Consider the following 24,225-nt stretch of genomic DNA (forward strand, 5'->3'; position numbering starts at 1 on the left):
AAGACCCGCCTTATTGTGCGTTTTGCTTAGCCGTTTTATCTTTACTGATGATATTCAGGAATTTGACACCAGCCATTTCCAGGTTATCAACAATTTCTGTGGTCTTGGTTTGCAACACAGAGTGCAATAGCAGTAGCGGAATCGCTGAAATCAAGCCAAATGCCGTGGTGTTCATCGCAACCGAAATCGACTCAGATAACAGTGAGGCTTTTTCAGCAGGATCTGCCGATGCAACTGCCGAGAACGCGGCAATAAGACCGATGATAGTACCTAACAGGCCCAGAAGCGTGGCAATATTCGCCAAAGTTGCCAGGTAAGAGGTGCGCTTTTCCAGACGCGGAACCACTTCCATTACGCCTTCTTCCATCGCGTACTCAATTTCATCGCGATCGGCTGAATCTTTCATCCGATTTACCCCGGCAGTAAAGATGCTGGTGATCGCCGACTTATCAGAAATTCGGCCAATCGAGTCGAAGTCTTTGCGCATTAACAGCGGCTGAATCGACTTTAACGCTTTACCATTCAGTCGTGACGCGCGCGACAGGTAGATAGCGCGTTCTAGTGCAATAGCCAACCCTACCGCCAGTACCACAGCGATAGGAAACATGAAGGTACCCCCTTCCTGGAAAAATCGAATAATTGTCTCAAACATAGGTCCTCACCTTTTTGTTCTGTAATCTGAAAATACACCATAACGTATCGACAAATACGTTAAATTTTTACTAAATAAAACGCGGACAAACGACCGCCAAAGTTCCTTTTTGTTATTGTTGGCTTTGCTTAAAGTACTCCAGCTCCCGTTGCAAACTCTGTTTATCCAGTGGACGGTATACCTGCTCAATCTGTGAGGTGATTTCCGTTGATAAACTACCTGCCTGCTCCGGGTTTTGCCAGGGCACGATAGACAAAACTTTTGGTTGTTCCTTGTTACCCACGATGGTGGTTTCCAAGGTGATAAAGCCACCACGATTGGGGGCAGTAGTGGCTGAAGCATTACTTGAAGACGTGTTTTCTTCCCTCACCTCTTCAGAATTTGTTGACGCCGGAGCCTCTTGTGGCTCCTGTTGTTGCGCCAAAGCGTAGGACGCTGGCAACATACAAGACAGCAATAACATAGTCGCTGAGATTAATTTATTAGCCATTATTATTACCTTTTTGCAGCGCTGATAACTGAGCAGAGCTGTCGGCAATCCAACCATTTACTTTGCGGTTCTTGTTATCCGTTAATACCTGGTAAGTTTGATAGTGGTTAATCGCCCCGGCTTTATCGCCCAGGTAGATATCCAGCAAGATGCCCAGGTTATGGTGCGCCGGAGCGAACGCTGGCCAGCTGTCTAAGGCGGCCAGGTAATGTTCTTTGGCTTCAGCATACTTTCCTAATTTTCGCAACACTGTGCCAAGACGGTTATGGGCAAAATAGTTATAGGAGTTGGCGCTGATTGCCTGCTGGTAATACACCTGGGCTAGCTTTAAATTATTATCTTTAAGGGCGATATCCCCTAACTTTAACTTAATTCCTGACAGGTTCGGATGGTTGATGGAAATTTTTTCCAAGGCTTTACGACCATCGCTGACTGCACCGCCATCGACTTTTGCCATCGCATTTTTGATTTCTACCGATAAGGGTGGCTGCACCTGCACCGCACTTTGCTTGTACTTATTCGGCATCGCGATTAAACGCAAATACTCTTCACTGCGGCCTTCCTGTAATTTGGCCTGGCGTTGCTCCTCTTCCAGACGCTGCTGCTCTGCTAATAACGCAGCTTCTTCTTCCGGACTCAACGCACAACCAAACATGACTAGCGGTAACAGACACGCCAGCAGACCTTGGCGAAGATTACGGTTTTGCATATAAGGCTTAGTAAAATTCATCAACAACCTCGACAATTACTTCCTGCTTGTCATAGCGACCAGGCAATAATTTACTTAACGCGGTAAAGCTTTCCTGTATCCATTCGTTATACATTCCATTCCAGCTACGCTGAACGTTTTGTTCGTGAATAGCTATGGCTTTATCTTCGAATGGGAAAGCCTGTTCTTCCAGGAGAATATCGTATTGCTCCAGTTCAAGCTCATCCAGGCCCTGTGGGCGTTGCGAATTCATTAAATCAGCGGCTAACTGATTGTAAATCGCCCCAATTTGATAATTCGCCTTGGTGGTAAACTCGGCAACACCATAAGATAAAGTTTTGTTATATTCAGCCAGGGCGGTATCCAGCAGTGCCCGCTTTTTCTTCAGGCTTTTCGCCAGCGGCAGGGTCAGCTTGGTCTGACTGAATTGGTCCATCGCCTGTTCGGCAAAGTTAATCGATGCCATTGCAGCCAGGTATTTAGAGCGGTCAGAGCGTTGCTCACCGGCCTTATTGTCGGAAGCAATCAGTTTCTGCAACCAAAATTCACGCTTTTCTGTATCGCCATTTTCACGATAGAACTCGCTCATTTTATATTGCGCTTCCATATTCACCGACAATGGCTGTGGATAGGTATGGGCGTAGACCCGATACGAGCGCAACGCCTGGTAACGATTTCCAGCTTTTTCATAGGTTTCTGCGGCTAACCACAGCATTTCCCGGGTCTCTTCGCTTTGTGGTTTCTCGGACCAGATCATTTTCAGGTAATTTGCTGCCTGTTCCCACTGTTCGGTTTGCTGATAGGCAAACGCCAGTTTGGTTAACAGTTCTTTCGACAAGCGATGATTCGGGTACAGTACCCTAAACTCATGTAACTGATCGATGGCATTATGCCACTGCTCCATTTCCAGCAGGTAGGTCGCCATATCGTATTGAGCATTAAGGCGAATCGGTGAGTCCGGCGCCTTGCGAATAATGCGGGCAAAATGATCGACCGCCTGTTGCAATTCACCGGCTTCTATTGCCTCTTCTGCCTGGCGATAAATACTGGCAGCCAGTCGGTCATTGATATTGCTGTAACGTTTTAGCGTATGGTCATACTTAACCAGCAGCTTTTCATAGCTCATTTCAGCTTGCTTGTAATCTTCCATCGCAAAGTGACTGTGACCAATCACTAACAAGGCTGAAATTCTTTCTTCAAGGGTCAGGCGAGGATCATTCTCCAACGCGCTGTTGGCGTATAATAATGCCTTCTCGTATTCGCCCTCTTTGAAAAACTCCTGAATAATATCGTTCTGTACCATGGTCGACCGTGGGTCGTCACCATAGCGCAGAATAAACTGGGCTTTGTATTCCTGCAGTAGAATATTATTTTCCGAAATTGCCGGAGCGGAACGCAGTTGTGCCAGCAGTTTCTCCTGACTGAGAATCAAGGCATAGGCGGCTTCAGCGCCATTTGGATCATTTTCCTGCTGATACGCGACCTGTTCAAAATATTTCGCCGCTAAACGATACTGTTCGGTCTCGTAATAACTTTCTGCCAGGTAAAACATGATTTCATTGGAGCGCTCATGACCCGGGAAGTTTGACAGGAACAGTTGATACCAGCGCGCCGTTTGTTGGTAAGCATCGGCCATCGCTGTTTTCTGCGCGGATGTTGGATTCTGAGCAGTGTCAACAATGCGACGTTTTGCCTGGGCGTCCGCGTGCGCATTTTGCGCCAGCTCCTGCAACAGATCCATTAACACTGGGGTGATTTTTTGTTTGTTAAGCTCGGATTTATCATCCCAGTACGGTGAGTTTAGTTCGTAAGTCGCGGCAAATTTCAGCTTCTCTTCCATTAACTGGGTCGGGAAGTTACCCATCACCAACGCATCCATTTTCAGCTTCGAAAACCATACTGAGCCCGGGTGATTGGGATTACGCTTTACAAACTCATCATACACATCGACCGAGTCGGTATAACGTTGCTTTTCCAGATAAAACTCACCAAGCGCCTGATAGTTCAGGTAGGTATAGGGACGCTCGCCCTGCCGATCATAATGAGCGGCAATCGAGTCACCGCCGCCTTCCGGGCTGTAAGAGAAAATCAGGGTCATCACATCAAAGGTTTCACGCAGTAGCTGCTGATCACCTTTCGGGATTAACATCGCCATCTCATCAAGGGTCCAGATGTTTTCAAACTCGGCAATGATCAAGGCGTCAAGTAACTGGGTGAAAGACACCAGTGCCTGCTCATCCGCTTCCATCTTGTACAGTGACCAGCCATGCATATACAGGCCGATATGGTAAAACGGGTTGTTATCCCGAGTGGCGATGACTTCAGAGTAACTGGCCAGTGCTTCACTATAACGTTTTTGCGAGAATAGAATCTCGGCACGACGGAACTGAAGCTCGAGCATGTAGTCATTATCAGGATGTTCGGCAATCAAACGCTCAATGGCGGCAAAACTTTGCGCCTGTTGTCCTTGCAGATCGTAGGCTTTTGCCAGTTGGTATAACAGGCGATCGTTACCTACCCCACCAGGGTTCTGGTCGATCATTGCCGTCAAGGCGGCAATGGCCTCATTATAATAATGACTTCCTGGGGTGCCGTTTAATTGCGCTTCTTCTGCCTCAAGCAGTTCAAGGATGGCTACCCGTTGACGGATATTCGCTTTGATTTCTTCCGGAATATCTAAACCCAACACTTCATGAAAGGCGGCTTTTAAGTCACTGGCTTCCATTTTAGGAAGTTCGACTTTCACTAACGGAGAAGGTTGCAGATCCAGTTCAGCCAGCGTTGCCCGGCGCTCCCTGGCATCGGCTAATCGGGCATCTTCGTCATTCACTGACGAACAGGCAGTTAATAAGGCGGCAGAGACGCAAAGCGCTAAGATACTTTTATTCATCATTCCTGACCTCCGCCCTGATTTTCGTCATTAAATTCATTGTCCTTTTGAAAACCGGCATTTTGCAGGCGGACGATAGCCAACTCTGCCTGTTGCACATAATGATCGATATCTTGCAATTGCGTGGTCAGACTGATCTGTAATTCGGTTTGCATTTGGCGGGTAATTTGCGCTCGTACCCGCAACGCATCATTTAATTTCCCTTCCAGTTTGTTTTGCAGGTTATTGATTGGCGTCAACTCAGTGGTGGCTGCTTCCTGATAGCGACCGGCAGCAATGATGGTATCAAACTTGTCCATGGCTCCCTGCTGATCGAGATAATAATCTCCCAGTTGCCATAACAAAACGCCGCCAATGCGGTTTAGGCGCTGCAGGTTCTGCTTGTACTGCTCGGAGTCTTTATCTACGTTAGCCTGAGCATTGAATGCTTCCGTCAACTGTCGATACTCGGCCAAATCACTTAGCAATTTGGTCTGTTTGTCTTCCAGGTTGCTGTCCTGATAAATGCGACCAGAATGATGTTTCCATTCACTATTCAGGCTTTCACTGTGCTGCACAAAACTCTGCATAAATGCCTGGATACGCTGCTGGTTAACTTGCTGCTCGGCATCATAAGACATGTTTAGATCATCAGTCAGGGTACCGTAATAGGCCTGAGCTAAGTTGTCGGCCCGCTTTTGCCATTCCAACAGCTGAATAATGATGGCATTAACGTCTTGTAAATCCTTTAACTTATTCTGAAACTCGCGACTGGCAGCAAGTTGTGAACTATGCAATTGCGGCGGTAACGTTAATTTGACATCCGCGCCTTTCAGGCCACGGCGCTTATTGACGTCACTGCTATCAATGCTGTGTTGCACCACGGTATCAAAAAACGCATCGCTTTTTACCATGTCCAGGGCGCCGATAGTCAAAGTTTGTTGACGGGAGAAGTGCTGCAATGCGTTGTTATAAGCCGTATGAGCGGTTTCAATATCATCCAGCTGCTCATAAGCATAAGCAACGGCAATAAACGCTTCACGGACAAATGGAGTCTGCATCGGTTGCGCGGTTAACTGCTGCCAGACAGCGATTGCCGCATAGTATTCTTCTTTACTGGACAACGCCCAGCCATAACCCAGCATTGCCGAGTGAGTATCCAGGTTATTCTGAGTAACCTGTTTAAAGGCGGCGATGGCCCGGTCATTCATCCCCTGCTTGATAAACAAATACCCCATTGCCACATTCGCGCGATCGCTTAAGGCTTCGGTTTCATCAGAAACGGGTAATTGATTGGCCAGAGATACGGTTTGCTGAAAATGACGGGTCGCCTGTTGTAAATCACCTAGCTCCACCCATTTAACCGCTTCATTAAACGTGATATAGCAATGATAAATCGAGTCTTTGGGAATATTTAAACGAGCCTGGCCTACCAACTCCATACGCCCATTGGCAATATGCATTTGCGCCAGCAGGTAGTAGTAGTCATCAAGCATATATTCCGGCAAGTTGCCTGAAACCTTGCTCAGGGCCTGAGTCGCCGCAGCAACATTTTGGTTACTGGCGAAATTCTTTGCCAGTAAAAACCAGGCGCTGTCACGATATTGCGGATCATCGATGGCATTGAGGGAGTCTTCAAATTTTTTCGCAGCATCGCTGTTGATATCAAAATGAAGATTTAACCCGGCAGCAAATAACTCGCCATTGGCGGTAACTGCATCTCCGAGCTCTGCCTTACCCAGGCTTAACTCGGTTAACGCGTCGAAATAGTTACCCTGATAATACTCATAAGCCGCCAACGCCGTTGGTAAATCCAGTTTATTGGTTTTGACCTTGTGTTCTGTAAGTTGTTCGGCGACGGTAGTTGCTGGGGTAGGATTGGATGTCTCGGTGCTGGACTCTTGGGCAATTGCAAAACAGGATGTCGTCAGCCCGATCGCTGCCAACAGGGCGCGACTAACCGCTCCGGCACTTTTCACCACAGAAAACGATTGGTAGTCCGGCCGGTTACCAATGATTAATTTTGCTTTGCACCCGTCTGTCAAATACTGCTTAATTTTGCGTGGAGTGTCCGCTAACGAATTTGAATACTGCTGACTTCTCATTTGTATGCTCGTAAACGCTTGTTATCTTTCAACAACTTCAAAGATCGGCTGTAAGGACTGAGTTGAATACGATACCTTCAACTCAATGGCTTTTGCAGTACTACCTTTGTTGAAATCCAGACTTGCGGCACGCTTATAAGGTTTATTATAGCCGTCGACGCCAGTAAAGAAAGCAACTAGCGTGTGATCGCCTGGAGTGATATTCCCCAAAAAGACACGTTGAATACCGCCCTTGTTTAACGCATTGACCTGCCGCGATTCATACTGACCGGCAGCAATAACCTCACCATCAAGTTTGATTTTAAGGTTATCAATGATGAACTGTTCCTGAGTATTAAACGACAGGTAAATCGAAATTTGTTCCGCATCCGGGTACAACAGTTTTTCTTCAAGAAGGCGCAATTCTGTACTCAGATCGACGATTTCCGGCTTCATTGATTCCAACGCTGTGGATGAGGTTTTTGATTCACTTTCTGATTGCGAAAATGCGTTAAAAGATGCGAAAAATGGCAACACCAGGAGCAAAATCATTGCCATTTTCTTATTATTGTATTTCATTGGTTAACCTGTTCACGAATTAAACGGTTTGTCACTAGCAATAATGTTCGGATATAAACATAAACTAACACTATCAGCCCATTTAAAACAACCGTGCCTTTAACCAAAAACCGAGGTTTTGCAGAGAGGTTAATGCATTTCCATTTGTTACAACAGCTTACAGTTGTTTAATTATTTCTAAAATAAAGCTCAATTAAAAATAATAGCCAAGACCCACAGCCGCTTCAAAGTCAATCGACCAGCCGTCACGGTCGCCTTCGATTTGGTGATGCACATGACCACGTAAATCAAAGCGAACATTAAAATCGTCGGTAATCATTACTCGATAGCCGCCACCACCAACAATCGTGTTATAGGCTCCACCGGTGTTTTCAAAGTCGGTTTTACCGCCACCAAACACTAGAAATGTTGCGGTATTGTAGCGATAGTTCTGGCTGACAAATAACTGACCTGGAAACTGATAACCGATAACTCCGTCGTAGTAAGTAACACTATTGCTGTGTCCGGTGACACTGTATGAGCCTTCTGCAAAAATATTTTCTGTCAGGTGGTAGGCAAACCGCACCCCAAACATTCCATTAGTGGTAACCTGATCAAGGCCTGCTAAGCCAGCAAAACCAGTGACTTCAAAATCCTTAGAATGCATCTCAATGGTAGGCTGGCCAATTACGGGGTCGATGACAGTCTGTTCGACGTCTTCTTCGGCGGATGCGCTCGATAAAGTTACCGTGGTTAGGGCGCTGGCCAGAGTTAGCTGGATAAGTCTACTTTTAAAAGTATCCACTGAGTTTTGCTCCTGTTTTTATTCGTGTTCTTGGTAAAGCATTTAAAACGATAAAGAGACAAAACTCAGATTATGATGAGGGTTCCATCTCTCCAACCGCCACTATAACCTATGTATATAGTGGCAACAAGCGGGGGGCTTGCAAATCTCTTTTCATTATAATCAGTTATTTAGATAAACTGGTAATAAATTCTTTCACGACGGATGGATTATAGGTAACCCGGTTACCGTTCTCGTCAAGCGTGAATTTCAGCTCAGACTCATCAATCCAACCTTCAACCCCAGCTTCGGTTTTAACTTTAAACCAGCCAGTGCGGCGATTGGTTAATTCGATCCACTCGTCTTTCTCGGCGACATAGAATACCGGCGTTTCTTTACCTGGCCCTAAGTGGATATTAATAAAGTCACTGTCAACACGAACCTGAGGAGCTTCTTCAGCATTAGCATGGAACACTGCGCCAACAGAGATAGCAAGAGTGAGTAATGCGGCTACATGTTTTTTTAGTATGTTCATAATCGATAAACCATATCGGTAACGTCGGCACGGTTTAGCCAAAGGCAACATGCGAATCAAGGAGTTGCTCCCTGCCACTGCGCATTTATAAACCATTAAAGCTGCGGACGTAAATTTGTTATTGTACAAGTTGAACCATAAAGCAATGCAGGGGGTTTTTCTAGTTTTTTCAGCAAAAATAAGCGGACAGGTAACGACTTGTTACATTCGCTGCTCAATTTTTGAGTACGCAACAAAAAGCGTTGCTTCGGGTACACAATCAAAGATTGTTTCGAGTACGTGACAAAAAACGTCACTCCGGGTACGCGATGAAACACATCGCTTCGGGATGGTTTAGGTTTTTGAAGCTGTCTAGGGGTGTTGAAGGCTGACTAAGGGTGTCGGAGGGTGACTAAGGGTGACAACGACACCCCGTATATTCAGATTTCACTTGTCATCCCGGCGACGGCCGGGATCTCGCTCAGGAGCTATTGTAAGGCGCAATGAAAATTGCTCGAAGCCTCCCCCTTCCTGGAGTAACTCTTGAGTTACGTACCCAGAGCCAATGTTGTTTATTGGCGTACCCAAAATAAACCCAGTAGGTTTATGTACCCGAAACACAGTGTACCTAAAGATCGGCCCAAAGCCTGAAACCTGAAACCAGCCAATTTCTAAGTCGTCATCTCCTTGTAAAAGGAGATCTCTTAACTAGATTTAATAATTAAGATCTCCTGTCGTAGCAGGAAATGACGAAACCTATTGGGCCTTAGGGTTTAGCCGTGATTAGTCGCCAGGAGCGACAGCGTCCTAGGAATGTAATGTGTTAGAAGTGAAGCGTGCTAGGAATGCAATGTGCTAGAAGTGAAACCTGCTCGTAGCTCCAGCGCTACCCGAAGTAACTCTTGAGTTACGTACCCGGAGCCAATGTTGTTTATTGGCGTACCCGAAATAAACCCAGTAGGTTTATGTACCCGAAACGCAGTGTACTTAAAGATCGGTCCAAGGCCTGAAGCCCGCCAACTTTTAAATCGTCATCTCCATGTAAATGGAGATCTGATAACCGAGATTTCCTGTCGTAGCAGGAAATGACGAAACTTGTTGGTTTTGGAGTTTAGCCGTGACATGTAGCTAGGAGCGATAGCGTGCTAGGAATGCAATGTGCTAGAAGTGAAACGTGCTAGGTGCTTAAATTTAAGGCCATTCGCCCTCCGAAACCTGAGACCTGAAACCTGGATCTAAAGTCCTTTGACCTTCTCCGTTCTTGCCTGTTTCTTTTTTCTCTTCTAACTTTAAATTATTGAAACATTTTCCGTTCGGTGTTTGTCCTGACATGGAGCAGCTATAGTCGCGGAGTGTTACCGGCTAATCGTGCAAGTAAGTAAATGCATACTTGCAATTACGAAAGGTACTGCTCCCAATGCCAAAGTTTCTCTTCCTTAGTCGATTATTGTGTTTGTATTTCCTATCAACCTTTGCCTGCAAGGCCCTGGAACCCAATCTGAGTTTGTCTTACGCCTATCCAAGTAGCGCTCAAAATATCGATATCGAAAAAGTTGAACTCAGTTACCTGTTTAAAGAAAAATCGCTGACCCAGCGATGGCCGATCTATCACTATCCAGTCGTCAATCTTGGTCAACTGCATACATCAGATGGCAGAGGAGAAATGCTAGGCGGCGGCCTTGGCCTGGCAACTTACTTAACCGATAAGTTTAAATTTAATGTTGAAGGTGGCATGTACTGGCTATCCGATTATCAGTTTGGCGAGCCAGGAGTTGCCTATAAAGATTATGGCGGCCCAATGCAGTTCTACTATAAAGGTTCCATGGGTTATAACATTTGGCCAAACACCCTGCTCGGGCTGTCATATCAGCATATATCCAATGGCAATCGTTATGATTCAAACCCGGCTTTGAATACCTATCAGGTCTATTTTTCTTTCGCCTTTTAGGATGTGAACATAGCCTTTTGAGGTATCGGCATCTAGGCTTTCATAAATAATTTTGAATTTAGTCACAAAAACGACACCTTGGGACTTTAGGTTGTATGGAAACACTACGAATACCAATTACGATAGTTCACTGGGAGTTTGTCTATGAAAATTGCCGTTGCTGGATTAGGATTCGTCGGACTATCCAATGCCCTGCTATTGGCGCAACATAATGATGTGCTTGGATTTGATATTGATCTTTATATTGTTCAGCAACTCAAAGATAAGCTCAGCCCTTTTGCCGATAATGAGATCAGTGACTACCTCCGCCATAAAAGCGCAAGGTTCGAGGTAACCTCGGAGCCGGAAGAAGCATTCTGCGATGCCAGCTTTGTCATTATTGCCACGCCAACCGATTATGATCCTAAGTGCAATTTTTTCGACACCTCGAGTGTTGAACAAGTCGCTAAGCAAATTTTGGCGATAAACCCGACCGCCACAATAGTCATCAAATCAACCGTACCCGTCGGATTTACTGAACAGCTAAAAGCTCAGCTTAATGCCGACAATATTCTCTTCTCCCCAGAGTTTTTGCGTGAAGGCCGAGCCCTTTATGACAATCTGTATCCCTCTCGCATTATCGTTGGCGAACAATCGGATCGGGCTGAGTTTCTTGCGAGTTTGTTTGTTGAGGGGGCGATAAAAGATGATGTACCGGTATTATTGACTAATTCAACCGAAGCAGAAGCGGTTAAATTATTCGCCAATACCTATCTGGCGATGCGGGTTGCTTATTTCAATGAACTGGACTCTTACGCCGAATCATTGCAACTCGATAGCCGGCAAATCATTAGAGGGGTTTGTCTCGATCCACGGATTGGCGATCATTACAACAATCCATCGTTTGGGTACGGTGGCTATTGCCTGCCTAAAGATACCAAACAGTTGCTGGCAAATTATCAGAACGTGCCAAACAACATCATTCGCGCCATCGTCGCGGCGAATGCCACCCGCAAGGATTTTATTGCCGACTCGATTATCGCTAAAAAGCCGAAAGTGGTCGGCGTTTACCGACTGATTATGAAGACAGGCTCAGATAATTTTCGTTCATCATCGATTCAGGGCATTATGAAGCGAATAAAAGCCAAAGGCATAGAAGTGATTGTTTATGAGCCGGTTATTGAAACGTCGAGCTTTTTTAATTCCCAGGTTGAGAATAACTTAGCAACGTTTATCGATAGATGTGACGTGATATTGGCAAACCGCATGCATCAGGATTTGCTGGAATGTCAGGAGAAGGTGTATACGAGGGATTTATTCGGATTAGATTAGCGATAAAGCAACAGTTGCTTTATCGAGGTCTAAGGATTCAGGTTTCAGGTCTCGGAGGGCGAACGGCCTTAGGCTTAAGTAATGAGCATGCTGGCAAGCCAGCTCCTAGCACATTACATTTCTAGCACATTGCATTCCTAGCACGCTATCGCTCCTAGCGACTAAACACGGCTAAACTCCAAAACCAACAAAATTCGTCATTTCCTGCCACGACAGGAAATCTCGGATTAAAAGTTGGCGGGATTCAGGTTTCAGGTCTCGGAGGGCGAACGGCCTTAGGCTTAACTAATGAGCATGCTGGCAAGCCAGCTCCTAGCACATTTCACTTCTAGCACATTACATTCCTAGCACGCTATCGCTCCTGGCAACTTGTCACGGCTAGGCGCAACCTCTGGTTGCATGCCAGGAACGATTTTTAATCGTGTGCCAGGAACAAAATTTTCAATTTTGTGTGCTAGAAGCAACCTTTTATGTTGCGTGCCACGCTTAGGTGGCGATACGCTAGTATCACCACCTAAGCGATCTTCTTCAACGTCTCTGCCGTAACTTCGCTCGCCTGTGTTATTTGCTGATAACTGCGTGCGATCAAACGGTCACGTTGTTTATAAAAATCGCCGGGGATTTGTGTGTGGTGCTGCAGGTAGCTGTGAAATTTAGCGAAAAGCTTTTCATCTACCTGAAACTCACTTTGCCAGAAGGTATCTAAATCGTGTTGCCAGGTCAGGCCATTGATATCATATAAAGCCGTCCCTAATACCTTGGTTGGAACGTTGTGTAACAGGCCAGATAAACCGACCGTAGAATTCACCGTCACCAGGCCTTTTAAGTGATTATATAGCTTAGGTAAATTCAGTTCGTGCAGATAATAAACCCGCCCTTCCAAATTGTAGAAACGAATCAGCTTGCTGATCAGTTTCTGATAATTAACAAAGCCACGATCCTGAGGATGATGTTTGATCACCAATACGTCGTGTTTATTCGCATGGTTGGCAAAAGACTGGATAACCTTTTGAATAACTTCGTCTACCGACGAAAATGGCGAGTGCTGGCGCAGTTGATAATCCACCCGTACCTGCAGTGGCAACAAAAATAAATTCTTAGAATGTTGGCGAATCAATTTACGGGCTATAAATGGATCGGTAAGTTTCGATACCATCTTTTGTTTAAAGCTTTTTAACCAATTAATACCCTCTTGCAAACTCGTCCATGGACGATGGTGCTGATAATGGCAAAAACGCTTCTTTTGCCGATGCAATTGCACATAATAGCGAATCGCGTACCAACAGCGCTTTTTAAATGTAGGCCCAACTTGCATATCACTTTTTACAAATTTTTTCTTATGTTGCTGAATCCGAGCCAGGCTTACATCCAGATTGGAATTGCCATTACAGCCCCCCTGCTCGAGAGTGATAAAGCCTGCGCGTAGATAACCCTCTTCAAAGCACCAGACCTTTAAGTTCAATGACTGAGCCAACTGTACGGCGACTTTGTGATAAAAGCGACAATCGCCGTAAAGCACAATATCAGTGATTTTATACTGAGCGATAAAACCAGCAAGATAGTCATGCCAGTTATTGGCATGGCCGGTATAGTTAAATTGTTTATCGGCCCAGGCGTAGACGGTATCGCCACCATTAACATTAATTTTGTAGGTGCGATGTCCCTGGCTGGAAAAATGCTTTGCAAGGTATTTAAAAAATGGACCTAGCGGACTTTGTAAGAATAATACGTGTTGCATATAAACGGCTGAGCCTGATATTAAAAAAACGTTTGCCATAAATACCTGCTTTTAATTACCAGACGTTGCCAGTAATTATCAGCGGTAATGGCGCTTGAGCCTTGTTGAGCCATCGTGGAAATCACAAGTTCAGGCGTAGAAAACAGGTCCGTAGACCAGTCGATATAGCGGGGGTATAGCACGAGCGTAGCATAGACAAGCTCGCTAAGTGAAACCTTTCTTCGCCGACGCGCAGGCGGACACTGATCCGTTGTTAACCCCCAGCCCGAGTAGAACGGCTGACCCCAGGTAACCACAGGTACGCCTTGTACTAACGCTTCGAAACCACTCAATGAAGTCATGGTGTGCAATTCATCGATATGGGCATACAGTGAATTCAGTGATAGTTCGACAACCTGTTCATCAACACATTGTTGCCGGCAATCAGCGCTTATTTGACCACCACGATTACCCGCAACCACGTCCGGATGCGGTTTGTAAATAATATGAGCATCGGGATTTTTCTCTCGCACCACCCACAATAGCGCTTCATTTGACTGTAATTTCGGGCTGCCGGTTTTAATCGATGCATCACCATCTACCTGCCCTACGACCAATAGTTTTCGCTTCGAATTCGAGGCCGGTTGATAGGTTTGTTTTATACCTACGTTGTATTTACTGACACCGGTTTGCTGCAACAAGGTAATCAGGTTTTCTCCGCGTCGGTTATGGTCTTGCTCGAACGCAAAGGTATTTAAGTGAATTTCAAGATCGCTTGGCTTACGACTATCAAAATAAATACCATGAGAATCGATGGCCAAAGATGAGGGGCGACATAAATTCGAACCCAGGCCGCTGGAACGAATAAAGCCATCTTCGATGCGAATGCAATTTTCCAGCTCGGGGTACTTACCGCCCCAGACGACATTTTGTTCGCCGGCTTTTGGTTGTAAAACAGGCTGTGATACAAATTTCAGCGTATCCGCCAGGTGAGCGCAAAATGATTTAATAAAAGCGCGTTTCCACAACGAAAAGCCAACCAGGTAAATCGTCGAATAAGGCTTGCTAGCGATTTTTTGCGATTCTGCCGACAGTGTCTCTTGTGATGAATACTGCGCAGCGATCAAATCGACGATCTCTTCCACTTCACAGCGTTGCTGACTAATCGGATTGTAATATTTGGGATACTCAATCAATGCCGCTGCAACAAGCGCTGGCAACGAAACTTGTTTATTCCGGCGAGCACATTGTTTGGCATCAAAGGTCAGGCCCCACCCCGCATAAAACGGCATACCAAAGCAATGTACGGGTTTATTGAGCAATAATCCCTCAAAGCCCATTTGCGAGGAAACTGTATACACTTCATCAACCGCATTGATTAACGCATGTGGATGACAGGCCTCGCTGATGATCAGCACATTATGCAAATTCGCACGGGCTAAAATACCTTTCTTACTTCCTAAACGGGTATCCGGGTGGGTACGCAGAACCAAGGTAGCGTCAGGGTTATTTTTTTGTGCCTGTTCGGCCATCGCCATGAAATCGTCTTCCGTGGCAAGGGCACCGGTTACCGATAAATCACCGGCCACCTGATCGACAAGCAGGATTTTTTTTCCTGATACGGCGCTAAGCTTTTCAGCGATGTCAGCAGGCAGCGTCGTCGATTGATAACAATTGTATTTAGTGATGCAATGGCTGCGAATTTTTTCGATTAACCGCTCGGCGCGGGCCAGAATTTCCGGCTGTTTCTCTGTCTTTATCAGCGCTTCAAGCTGTGACGCCTGCCTCGCATCGTAATAAATCCCGGTATCATCACTCACCAAAGATACCGCATGTCCGTTCTTAGCCGGGTGACCAATATAGCCAATAAAGCCATCTTCCAGGCTCAGGTACTGACACTGATGCTTTTGCGCCAACGCCCGCACGTTTTCAGTGTTAGCTTTTTGCCCCCAACCGGCGAAGCTGTCTCGCTTACCTATTGGCAAAGAGCGCTTTGGAAGTCGCAAGGGCTCGCCCATGCATGCTTCAATACTGGAGCGTTTCTTCATAATCCCGGCGGATGAAATCCAAATCGTCATGTCACTTGTAATTCGTATTGTTGTATCGAATGCCAGGTTTGAAGAATATTTTCTTCATTCCCTGAACCAAAGCATTTAAGGAGGCTTTATTGTAAATAACCGTTCTAAAGCGACTAAGTTTTTGATAACGATCGCTCCAGTAACGGTCAAACTGAGGGCTATTAAACGGAATAATGTCTCTACCCCGATTAAAATATATCGTGCTTTCGGAAAAGCCTCTGAGTTCATAAAACTTCAAAGATGTAACCCGTTCGATTACGTGTGCCTCAGAACTTCCAGGCTGTTCCAGCGTGAAAGCGAACGAATAACATTTAAACCTCAGGTAGTTAACGAACCGCAGCACCATTTCTCGATTTGGACTAAAGCCTTCCTGAACTTTACTTAACAGATCTTGATGACTTGTAGCGAGAACATTTAATTGCTTGTGAGCAAACCAGCTAGTTGAAAGAAGATAGACCGCTTTACCACATATCGCACCGTGCAAAGCTGAATAGGAATTAAATGCAACGATTGCATCAGCAAGCTCTTCAGCTTCAAAAATATCCTTGTCTTGCAGTGCAAATAATCTTTCTCGATTACTTCTGATATTAAAATCTGACTTTGGATATAAGATCACCCAGCCTTCATTTAAGTTATTTACCAGATAGTTGATCGCTTTTAACGCTCGGCTTTTTGCCGATAACGAGCCCGATTCAATATTTGAAATCAATAACACCTTCTTACCTGAACTCGCGAAAGGTTCCGCTTTCAGTTTTGCCAGGCGTCTTTGACGCTTCTTTTCGTTGCTAAGCAGATAGCGAGTCACGTCAGCTAAATCAGAGCCATTTAGTTCTTTATTCCAGAGGCTTTCGGATAAAGGACGTCGAATATCCCATTGATCATTTTTGTTTATAAATATTGAATTAGGCAAGGCCCCTCGGCCTAGCATAAAAAAATCAAAATCGTTTTGTTTACACCATTGATAAACTAATTCGGACTTTACATCATGTAAAGGAAGTTTAAACGCAAACTGAGTGATATGGTTTTCTTCCACCCAACGGGAGATATCTGCAAACGTCTCTAATGGTACAGCTGAAAATTTCACGAGCTCACCAAACACATTTGCCAGATAACGACTGGCCGTATAAACACTTGCTTCGAGCACGGCGGTTTTTTGTTGTCCCCAAACCAGCGGTGCTGGCTCTAGCATATCAAAATCGCGGTTCAGTTGGCGCTTGAGAAGTTTTTCATTACGCTTTTTGTTAGCGTGATATTCTGAACTTATCTGATGCGGTACATGTACCAGGTAAATGCCTTTCGCCCCCAACCAATCGCCATAAAGACGATAAATAGACTTCCAGCCCTTGTACTTTTTGATGTTCATAAAGTTCCCCTTCATCGAACTCCATTTTCTAGGAAGAGGGTATCGCATGTTTTTGCGTATCAGTCGGGTATTAAACTCGTAATCTTCATATCCCCAGCCTTCAAAGTTCTCATTCTGGCCACCACAACTTAAATAGAAATAGCGGTTAACGACAACGACTGAGGTACCATGGGAATATTTTTCCACGTTATCTTTATTAGATGACAACATCTGGTTAATACAAAACGACTTACGATGTGCAAGCGCCGTATTCTTGTATTGTTGATAACCCGAATCAGTCAGATAAATCACCGGACACATTAACAGGTGATCAACGGTATTCTTCATATCGAGCATCTCAGCCTCGATAAGGATATCATCATAGAATGTCGGGTATGGCACCAGGTCAACATCCATGATTAACAAAAGCTGCCCTTTGGCATGCAGCGCGCCAAAATTTCGAGCTCTCGCCAGATTAAATTGAGATTCGGGATCCGCCTGGGTGGATAAGTAACGTATACCTAATTCAAAACACTTATTTTGAATACTATCTGCATATGCCTGTTCGGAACCATCATCAACAATAAGAAATTCGACCTTGCTGTTGCGGGCTTCACAGCAAAACTCGATTCGTTCGAGTATGTCAAGTCTGGACTCTATCAGTCGAACCGGCACAATTACGCTTAATTCATACTCGCCCTGATTAAGATAAGGTATCGTCATAAATGCTTATAAAGTTGGAAGAACGTGTTGCTGCATCGCGCTTTCAACGCAGCTTTCAAGGATTTTTTGCTTTGACTGAACGCGATAATTTCTTCGCTGTGGGCGCGATAAATTTTGTTTTGCACTCTTTGTGAAAATTGGCCAATTATTCCACGAAACTGTTCCAGAAATCGAACCTTCAAGTCAAACAGCTCTTGATTGTACACTTTATTTTCATTTACCGAAGCTTGAGGTCTAAGCTGCACCAAAGCCTCTGTAACGCAGCCCATTTTAAAGTGCTGAAAAAAACGAAGATTAAATTCCAAATCCTGATGCCTGCGATAGCTTTCATCAAAACCTGCAAGGCGGTACACAGCCTCACGTTTATAAGTTGCCGTATTGGTATGCAAATAATGCTTTTGATAATCCAGTGTCAGGATATACTCGGTAAGGTCACCGGCTAGAAAGCGTTTTTCTGCATTTCCATTCTCGTTACCGTTTCTATAACCACAATAAACCGCGCCAATTTCGGCTGGTGTCATTGCTAATACCTCAACACTTTTTGACAGCCTGCCAGGCAAATAACAATCGTCATCATCTAAAAAGCACAAGTATTCACCTGAAGCGGCAAAAATCCCGGTATTGCGCGCTGCGGAGCCATTACGATTCTCCGAATGAGGAATATAGACAATGTTCGTGGTCGGGTTTTGCTGCTTCAGCTGCGTTACTAAATCTTCGACCAATCGTTGCGTTTCGCAGCCAAGCCCATTGTCATCGACAACGATAATCTCTTTATCAACATAATCTTGTTCAATCACCGACTGCAAAGCCAAAGCAAGGCTGCTGGTGCGCTTATATGTGGTAATGATCACAGATACACGGCCATTAACCATAGAGCCATATTGAGGCTTCATCTCCCTCAACCGACAATCGTTGGAGAGGGGCTTTGAACTGACAGTCGGAAATTTAGCATCGATAAATGCGTTGACATCAAATTCGCTAAGCGGCTCGCTACCGGTTACCTGAACAGAGAAATCCGCCTCTGGAGCATTAACAGCGGTCAATGCTTGTTCGTCCATGACTGAGAAGCCCGACAAACTTTCCCCTGAGAACTGATGGACCGGACGTGGCCCATCAACACTTGGACGGAAAATCCTTAGCTCGAACGGCCGACTCGCTGCTTCGCTAAAAGACGGTAGATATTTCAGATTCTGAGCATCATTAATAAATACATTGATACTCGGCTTAGGCAATGGAAAATCGAATTTTTGCATTGCCCAGCGCATTTGCTGAGCCTGCGTTTCCTGGCAACGGTTACCTCGAATACCGCTTGTGCGCACATCCGGAATAACGATATTTGGATAAGCGACCACACACTGCTGGGGGTATTTTTTATAGATATGTCCCAGTGGTAAATGATCAAAAGGCGCTTCAAAGCCAGAGGCCAGCTCAATCAACTCATCTGCAATTGATACGTCCAGCGCCAATGCAAAAGACCCACAAGTTGCCAGACATTCCGCCTGATAATATCCTAACCGCTTGGCTTCATCTAAATCTACCCCACTCCAATCGTATTGAGAGGCGCCAAGATGCAACACTTTCCAGTCTTCTGGAATCGAGCTAATCAGTTGACCAGATGCTTGGTGAAAGTCATTCGCCAGAACCACATCGTCTTCGAGGATCAGGATACGGCTTAATCCCTTTGCTTTAGCCTGCTGCAACAGTTCAATGTAGGTATACAAGTATCCGACCGCACCCGCTGACTCGATAAAACCAACGGATCGCTTCTGTTCGAGCTCGGAATACGCGGGAAAATGTTGCAGTTTGCCTAACGGTCGTTGTTGATATGCCTGAAAAGTCTCATGTGCTCTGCCCTTGCGCCCATCAATGGCATTAAAGAACTCAAAATTTATACCTCGACGGTTAAGGTGATGAGCAATTTTATAGCGTTTTTCAACATCTCGTTGCAGATTAACCACAAAAACACCATCGAACTTTGACGCAAAGCTTTCCGCCATTCTTTGTTCGACATTTGGTAATTGAAAGTCAGTAGTCGATGGGTGATTAAGTCGCTGCCTACACAGGTGCATGTTAGCCTGCACTATAGATCGCCCAAAGCGCTCCCCTGCTAATTCATACAGAGAGAGCGCCTTGCCATAATCACCACTATCAAAGGCCATAGCAGCCTGTCGAAATAAACTCATTAAACGATGGGATAAATCAAATGATGTTGTTAGTCGTTACCGAATAGGTCACGGGTATACACTTTTGCAACGACATCACGAATATTGTCGGTCAGGCGATTAGCAACGATGACATCCGACATTTGCTTAAATTCATTCAGGTCTTTAACCACTTTGGAATGGAAGAACTCATCTTCTTCCATCACCGGCTCATATATGACCACTTCAATGCCTTTAGCTTTAATTCGCTTAATCACTCCCTGAATAGAAGATGCACGAAAATTATCGGAACCCGATTTCATCACCAGGCGGTAAATACCAACCACTTCGGGATTGCGCTTTATGATTGAATCGGCAATAAAATCCTTGCGGGTAACATTGGCATCAACAATAGCCTGGATCATGTTATTTGGCACATCCTGGTAATTAGCCAGCAGTTGCTTGGTATCTTTTGGCAGGCAATATCCGCCATAACCAAATGACGGGTTGTTGTAATGCGTCCCTATTCGTGGATCCAGCCCCACCCCTTCAATAATCTGGCGAGTATCTAAGCCATGTGTCTCGGCATAGGTGTCGAGTTCATTAAAGTAAGCTACGCGCATCGCCAGATACGTATTTGAAAATAACTTGATGGCTTCGGCTTCTGTGGGATTAGTGAATAAAACATCAATATCTTGCTTAACCGCACCTTGAATCAGTAATTCCGTGTAAATTGATGCACGCTCAGACTTCTCACCAACGATGATTCTTGATGGGTAAAGATTGTCATGCAAGGCTCGGCCTTCTCGCAAGAATTCAGGAGAAAACATCAGATTTTCACAGTTCAATTCTTTCTTGATATTTTCCGTAAAACCAACCGGAACCGTGGACTTGATCACCATGACAGCGTTCGGGTTAATCGCCATCACATCTTTAATCACCGCTTCAACCGATTTGGTATTAAAGTAATTCGTTTCCGGATCATAATCTGTAGGTGTGGCGATAATGACAAAATCAGCGTTTTTATACGCCAGTTCTTTATCAAGCGTCGCTGTAAAATTAAGCGTTTTCTCATTTAAAAACTGTTCAATTTCGGCATCGACAATTGGAGATTTTTTATTATTTAGCAGTTCAACTTTTTCTGGAACGATATCCAAAGCGATAACTTGATTATATTGCGCCAGCAAAACGGCGCTGGAAAGGCCGACATATCCTGTGCCGGCAATGGTAATGTTCATGTTCATTTTTCGTTTATCAACGCTATGTTGTTCCAAAAATCATTGGCACTTTTGCGAGAGTTAAATAGTTTGGCATCCAACCAAACATCGACAATCCTATCCCTTATATCGAGGGCTGGAGGAATCTCTCCATTTTTTACAAATCGGTTTCGATGTAAGCCTATCCACTTAACTTTACAGCCATTAACAACATTCAAGACTCTATCAATGGAGTCTTCTGTATCAGGATACTTAGCAAAAAATGTTGCCCATATCCTGTCTCCAGGGTTGCCTATATGATAACTACTTTCTAATAAATCGTATTTCTTAAGGTAAGAAAAATATAACAAGAACTCTGTTACGTATTTATTGCCATTGATGACTTCGGCAATATTTTTATCATATTCTCGCTCTAAAAATTCCAACAGCCCGAGAGCATGCTTAGTTATCATTAAGTATGGAGTGGCTGGTGAAATAAAAGAATCAACATTTTGATCGACTAGTTGCATGATCTCGCCACTTGCGTTTAAGTAGTTTCCCCATAGAGCAACGTTAGTTTCCATATATGTGATAGGTTTATCACCATAAAACAAGTCACTATATTCAAGACCTTTAATTAAGTGATTTTTCGCATCCAAAATTAAATAATTTTCGTTTTTGATATGCTTAGAAATTAATATTTTTAAAGCTTGTTGAGTATACCAATCCCGAGTCGGAGGAATATTTGAGTCTAGCAGTAATTCCTCAGACGAAATGATGAGTAATTCGCAACTTTCTGTTAAGAAAGATTGATATACGGACTTCAACAATACATATGTCTCATCGGAGAAATCATCATTCACGATCACTACTATTTGAGAAATATCTAAATTTTTCGTATGGAGTTCTATGGATTTGGCTTGTAATTGAAGAAGAGGAAGCTCTTTTCCAAAAACGATAGATACAAGAGATATCATTAAAGTAACTCCGCTGATTGTTTCTTAAATAGATATTTACGACAAGCATCATCATCAATGTTTAATGGATGATAATTCCACTGGTTAATTCCCTGACGCTCGAATGTTTTATTAACCACTTTAAAGTGGTTCTCTTTTTGCTTTCCTAGCTTTTTAATCGAGGTATTTTCACCATGCAAAGTGCGGTTGTAGGATATTTTATTGATGTGCTTAATAGGGCCAACTTCACTGATTTTTAGATACATATCGTAATCAACAGCGTTTTCAATCGTTTCATCAAACCCTGACGTCAGATACCACGCCCGAGCGGTAAACATTCTAAAGTGATGAAGTATCATCGCTGTGGTTAGTTTCTCGCGCGAAAACTCAGGCCAGTTGTAGCCATTGGCGATTAAATTACCATCGCCATCTACATTACGGTTTGTTGTATAAACACAGGCGAGGCTATGATCTTTCATAAACTCATTAAGACATAATTCAACCGCGTCCGGCTCTACATAATCGTCAGAATCCAGTTGTGCGATGTAATAGCCACGGCACATTTTGACTGCGGAATTAGATGCTTTGGCGATCCCGCCATTTTGTTGAGACATAATACGCACTCTGGGGTTACTACCATATCGCGCTTTCAGGATTTTCAGGGTGTTATCCGTTGAACCATCGTCACAAATACAGACTTCAATATCTGTTACCGTTTGGTTCAGGGCGCTATCGACACAGCGTTCAATGTAATCTTCACAGTTGTATGCGGGGATGTAGAACGACACAAGTGGTACTCTTTTCAATACCGCAGATTCTACCTCTTGAATTTTTCGGTAAAAATAAGGGACTTTCTCAGCCACAAGCTTACTGGTAATTAGCTTACCATCTGCTCTGTCAGTTTCATTTTCTTTACCCGGAGGCTCTTGGTGATAGGCCATACCGCCATCAACAGAACGAAAGAAACAACCATGTTTGTATAAGCGATAACCAAACTCATTATCTTCACCACCCCAATGGGTAAATTCTTCGTCAAACCATCCTGCAATTTCCAGCCATTTCTTTGCGAATGCAACATTGCCTCCGCTAAAATAACGAAACGGAGAATCGCACAGCCTAAGCTGCTCGGTCTCCTCAAATACGCTAAGTCGCCAGTCAACTGACACCTGGTTACTGATGGTACCGGCAACCACATTATTGGTGATAACTTCCGGTAAAGTAGATATTAGATTTGGTTTCGCTAAAAACTGATTAGCAGACATGCCATTGGTGTCGATGTATTTTCTCGGGCCAATTAAGGCCACATCGTCAGATTGCTCAAGAAGTTCCATGTAGGATTGAACCCACTTCCTATTCGGAGCCATATCGCAATCCAGGATAGAAACGAAGTCATACTTTGCCGTTCTCATCCCTAAATTTCTAACGGCACAAAGTTGATAACCATTGTCACGCTGACGCACATATTTGATATCTAACTTGTCTTCGTATTTACGTACAATGGTATCGACAGCATCTTGACTACCATCGTCTGCGACGATGACTTCAAATGGGTAATCCGTAATCTGATTCACTAAACAGGCAAGGGTTATATCTAAGATATTCAGCCTGTTAAATGTAGGAATAATGACACTTAACCCCAGGTCTTTTTTAGGCTTCTGTTCTGACTTAGGGTTATTTTTCATTTTCCAAATAAAATCGTTAGTACTGTCAGGTAACGGTTGAAGCTCCAAGTCTTTGGGCCAATCCCCAGGAATCGGATTTACGGGTTTGACTGGGACGTCTTCAGATTTTCTCTGATGCAGGGTTTTAAGATGGTTGATTAGATTAGCTCGCTCTTGTCGATCTAACTTGATATCACCAGAATTCGCGAGCATTAGCCGGGTAATATCATCATGGTAAGGTTCTAATGAAACATCCTGTCCCAATTGTTTCTTACACAATAATATGTTTACGTGAACCAGTTCTTCGCCGTATTTATTAGCGGCAAGCTCATATTTTTCAAGGGCTTGTTTATATTTTCCTGAAAAATATAATTTTTGAGCTTGATCAAAAATATTTTTATTCATCAATTATTTTCTTCTTGTGGGGGTTATTAGTAACAACGCTGAACAAATCCTGTCGTTCAGATTGTATAAATTCTGGTTGCTGTAAAA

General features: G+C 44.3%; 17 protein-coding genes. 2 read left to right on the plus strand and 15 right to left on the minus strand.

Annotated elements, in window-relative coordinates:
* Positions 1-10: 10 nt before the first annotated feature.
* The 8 genes from E8M12_RS05520 to E8M12_RS05555 form a co-directional block, all read right to left on the minus strand.
* The gene (locus E8M12_RS05520; protein ID WP_136735098.1) at positions 11-652 is read right to left on the minus strand and encodes a MotA/TolQ/ExbB proton channel family protein; all 642 of its coding nucleotides are present in this window, start codon (positions 650-652) and stop codon (positions 11-13) included.
* Between the two features lie 112 nt (positions 653-764).
* Positions 765-1,142 (minus strand): hypothetical protein, encoded by a 378-nt coding sequence (locus tag E8M12_RS05525; RefSeq protein WP_136735099.1) that lies wholly within the window; start codon positions 1,140-1,142, stop codon positions 765-767.
* Positions 1,135-1,872 (minus strand): tetratricopeptide repeat protein, encoded by a 738-nt coding sequence (locus E8M12_RS05530; protein WP_136735100.1) that lies wholly within the window; start codon positions 1,870-1,872, stop codon positions 1,135-1,137. Before E8M12_RS05530 ends, E8M12_RS05525 begins: the two co-directional genes overlap by 8 nt.
* Complete coding sequence (locus E8M12_RS05535) at positions 1,859-4,744, minus strand: tetratricopeptide repeat protein (protein WP_136735101.1); 2,886 nt, start codon at positions 4,742-4,744, stop codon at positions 1,859-1,861. Before E8M12_RS05535 ends, E8M12_RS05530 begins: the two co-directional genes overlap by 14 nt.
* Entirely contained in the window at positions 4,741-6,825 is a 2,085-nt protein-coding gene (locus E8M12_RS05540; protein WP_136735102.1) for a tetratricopeptide repeat protein, read from the minus strand. Before E8M12_RS05540 ends, E8M12_RS05535 begins: the two co-directional genes overlap by 4 nt.
* A gap of 21 nt (positions 6,826-6,846) precedes the next feature.
* Positions 6,847-7,383, minus strand: a complete 537-nt coding sequence (locus tag E8M12_RS05545) for an AraC family transcriptional regulator (protein ID WP_136735103.1) — start codon at positions 7,381-7,383, stop codon at positions 6,847-6,849.
* A gap of 193 nt (positions 7,384-7,576) precedes the next feature.
* Positions 7,577-8,167: an outer membrane beta-barrel domain-containing protein gene (locus E8M12_RS05550; protein WP_136735104.1), complete on the minus strand. Its 591-nt coding sequence runs from the start codon at positions 8,165-8,167 to the stop codon at positions 7,577-7,579.
* Between the two features lie 166 nt (positions 8,168-8,333).
* The gene (locus E8M12_RS05555; RefSeq protein ID WP_169303045.1) at positions 8,334-8,681 is read right to left on the minus strand and encodes an SH3 domain-containing protein; all 348 of its coding nucleotides are present in this window, start codon (positions 8,679-8,681) and stop codon (positions 8,334-8,336) included.
* A gap of 1,396 nt (positions 8,682-10,077) precedes the next feature.
* Here E8M12_RS05555 and E8M12_RS05560 point away from each other — a divergent pair.
* Positions 10,078-10,608, plus strand: a complete 531-nt coding sequence (locus E8M12_RS05560) for an acyloxyacyl hydrolase (protein ID WP_136735106.1) — start codon at positions 10,078-10,080, stop codon at positions 10,606-10,608.
* Between the two features lie 144 nt (positions 10,609-10,752).
* Positions 10,753-11,919 (plus strand): nucleotide sugar dehydrogenase, encoded by a 1,167-nt coding sequence (locus E8M12_RS05565; RefSeq protein WP_136735107.1) that lies wholly within the window; start codon positions 10,753-10,755, stop codon positions 11,917-11,919.
* A gap of 514 nt (positions 11,920-12,433) precedes the next feature.
* Here E8M12_RS05565 and E8M12_RS05570 read toward each other — a convergent pair.
* The 7 genes from E8M12_RS05570 to E8M12_RS05600 are packed head-to-tail and all read right to left on the minus strand — an operon-like array spanning position 12,434 to position 24,138.
* Positions 12,434-13,696 (minus strand): capsule polysaccharide biogenesis protein, encoded by a 1,263-nt coding sequence (locus E8M12_RS05570; RefSeq protein WP_246034025.1) that lies wholly within the window; start codon positions 13,694-13,696, stop codon positions 12,434-12,436.
* Positions 13,678-15,714 (minus strand): capsule polysaccharide biogenesis protein, encoded by a 2,037-nt coding sequence (locus tag E8M12_RS05575; RefSeq protein ID WP_211244987.1) that lies wholly within the window; start codon positions 15,712-15,714, stop codon positions 13,678-13,680. Before E8M12_RS05575 ends, E8M12_RS05570 begins: the two co-directional genes overlap by 19 nt.
* Before the next feature lies 1 nt (position 15,715).
* On the minus strand, positions 15,716-17,779 hold the full coding sequence (locus tag E8M12_RS05580) for a glycosyltransferase (protein WP_136735108.1): 2,064 nt from the start codon (positions 17,777-17,779) through the stop codon (positions 15,716-15,718).
* The gene (locus E8M12_RS05585) at positions 17,776-19,962 is read right to left on the minus strand and encodes a glycosyltransferase (protein WP_136735109.1); all 2,187 of its coding nucleotides are present in this window, start codon (positions 19,960-19,962) and stop codon (positions 17,776-17,778) included. Before E8M12_RS05585 ends, E8M12_RS05580 begins: the two co-directional genes overlap by 4 nt.
* A gap of 29 nt (positions 19,963-19,991) precedes the next feature.
* A complete protein-coding gene (locus E8M12_RS05590) occupies positions 19,992-21,158 on the minus strand; it encodes a nucleotide sugar dehydrogenase (protein ID WP_136735110.1) in 1,167 nt (388 codons plus the stop codon).
* A gap of 2 nt (positions 21,159-21,160) precedes the next feature.
* Positions 21,161-22,093, minus strand: coding sequence for a DUF6492 family protein (locus tag E8M12_RS05595; RefSeq protein ID WP_136735111.1), 933 nt, complete (start codon positions 22,091-22,093; stop codon positions 21,161-21,163).
* Positions 22,093-24,138, minus strand: a complete 2,046-nt coding sequence (locus tag E8M12_RS05600) for a glycosyltransferase family 2 protein (RefSeq protein WP_136735112.1) — start codon at positions 24,136-24,138, stop codon at positions 22,093-22,095. Before E8M12_RS05600 ends, E8M12_RS05595 begins: the two co-directional genes overlap by 1 nt.
* Between the last annotated feature and the right edge of the window lie 87 nt (positions 24,139-24,225).

Source organism: Thalassotalea mangrovi (assembly GCF_005116735.1).
Taxonomy (GTDB): Bacteria; Pseudomonadota; Gammaproteobacteria; order Enterobacterales; family Alteromonadaceae; genus Thalassotalea_A; species Thalassotalea_A mangrovi.

What these genes read in the sequence shown, in the direction of transcription:
- E8M12_RS05595 (WP_136735111.1), bottom strand. Translation starts at nt 22,093, where the DNA reads ATGATATCTCTTGTATCTATCGTTTTTGGAAAAGAGCTTCCTCTTCTT.
- E8M12_RS05525 (WP_136735099.1), bottom strand. Translation starts at nt 1,142, where the DNA reads ATGGCTAATAAATTAATCTCAGCGACTATGTTATTGCTGTCTTGTATG.
- E8M12_RS05590 (WP_136735110.1), bottom strand. Translation starts at nt 21,158, where the DNA reads ATGAACATTACCATTGCCGGCACAGGATATGTCGGCCTTTCCAGCGCC.
- E8M12_RS05565 (WP_136735107.1), top strand. Translation starts at nt 10,753, where the DNA reads ATGAAAATTGCCGTTGCTGGATTAGGATTCGTCGGACTATCCAATGCC.
- E8M12_RS05530 (WP_136735100.1), bottom strand. Translation starts at nt 1,872, where the DNA reads ATGAATTTTACTAAGCCTTATATGCAAAACCGTAATCTTCGCCAAGGT.
- E8M12_RS05545 (WP_136735103.1), bottom strand. Translation starts at nt 7,383, where the DNA reads ATGAAATACAATAATAAGAAAATGGCAATGATTTTGCTCCTGGTGTTG.
- E8M12_RS05575 (WP_211244987.1), bottom strand. Translation starts at nt 15,714, where the DNA reads ATGACGATTTGGATTTCATCCGCCGGGATTATGAAGAAACGCTCCAGT.
- E8M12_RS05520 (WP_136735098.1), bottom strand. Translation starts at nt 652, where the DNA reads ATGTTTGAGACAATTATTCGATTTTTCCAGGAAGGGGGTACCTTCATG.
- E8M12_RS05600 (WP_136735112.1), bottom strand. Translation starts at nt 24,138, where the DNA reads ATGAATAAAAATATTTTTGATCAAGCTCAAAAATTATATTTTTCAGGA.
- E8M12_RS05540 (WP_136735102.1), bottom strand. Translation starts at nt 6,825, where the DNA reads ATGAGAAGTCAGCAGTATTCAAATTCGTTAGCGGACACTCCACGCAAA.
- E8M12_RS05580 (WP_136735108.1), bottom strand. Translation starts at nt 17,779, where the DNA reads ATGACGATACCTTATCTTAATCAGGGCGAGTATGAATTAAGCGTAATT.
- E8M12_RS05570 (WP_246034025.1), bottom strand. Translation starts at nt 13,696, where the DNA reads ATGGCAAACGTTTTTTTAATATCAGGCTCAGCCGTTTATATGCAACAC.
- E8M12_RS05555 (WP_169303045.1), bottom strand. Translation starts at nt 8,681, where the DNA reads ATGAACATACTAAAAAAACATGTAGCCGCATTACTCACTCTTGCTATC.
- E8M12_RS05535 (WP_136735101.1), bottom strand. Translation starts at nt 4,744, where the DNA reads ATGATGAATAAAAGTATCTTAGCGCTTTGCGTCTCTGCCGCCTTATTA.
- E8M12_RS05585 (WP_136735109.1), bottom strand. Translation starts at nt 19,962, where the DNA reads ATGAGTTTATTTCGACAGGCTGCTATGGCCTTTGATAGTGGTGATTAT.
- E8M12_RS05560 (WP_136735106.1), top strand. Translation starts at nt 10,078, where the DNA reads ATGCCAAAGTTTCTCTTCCTTAGTCGATTATTGTGTTTGTATTTCCTA.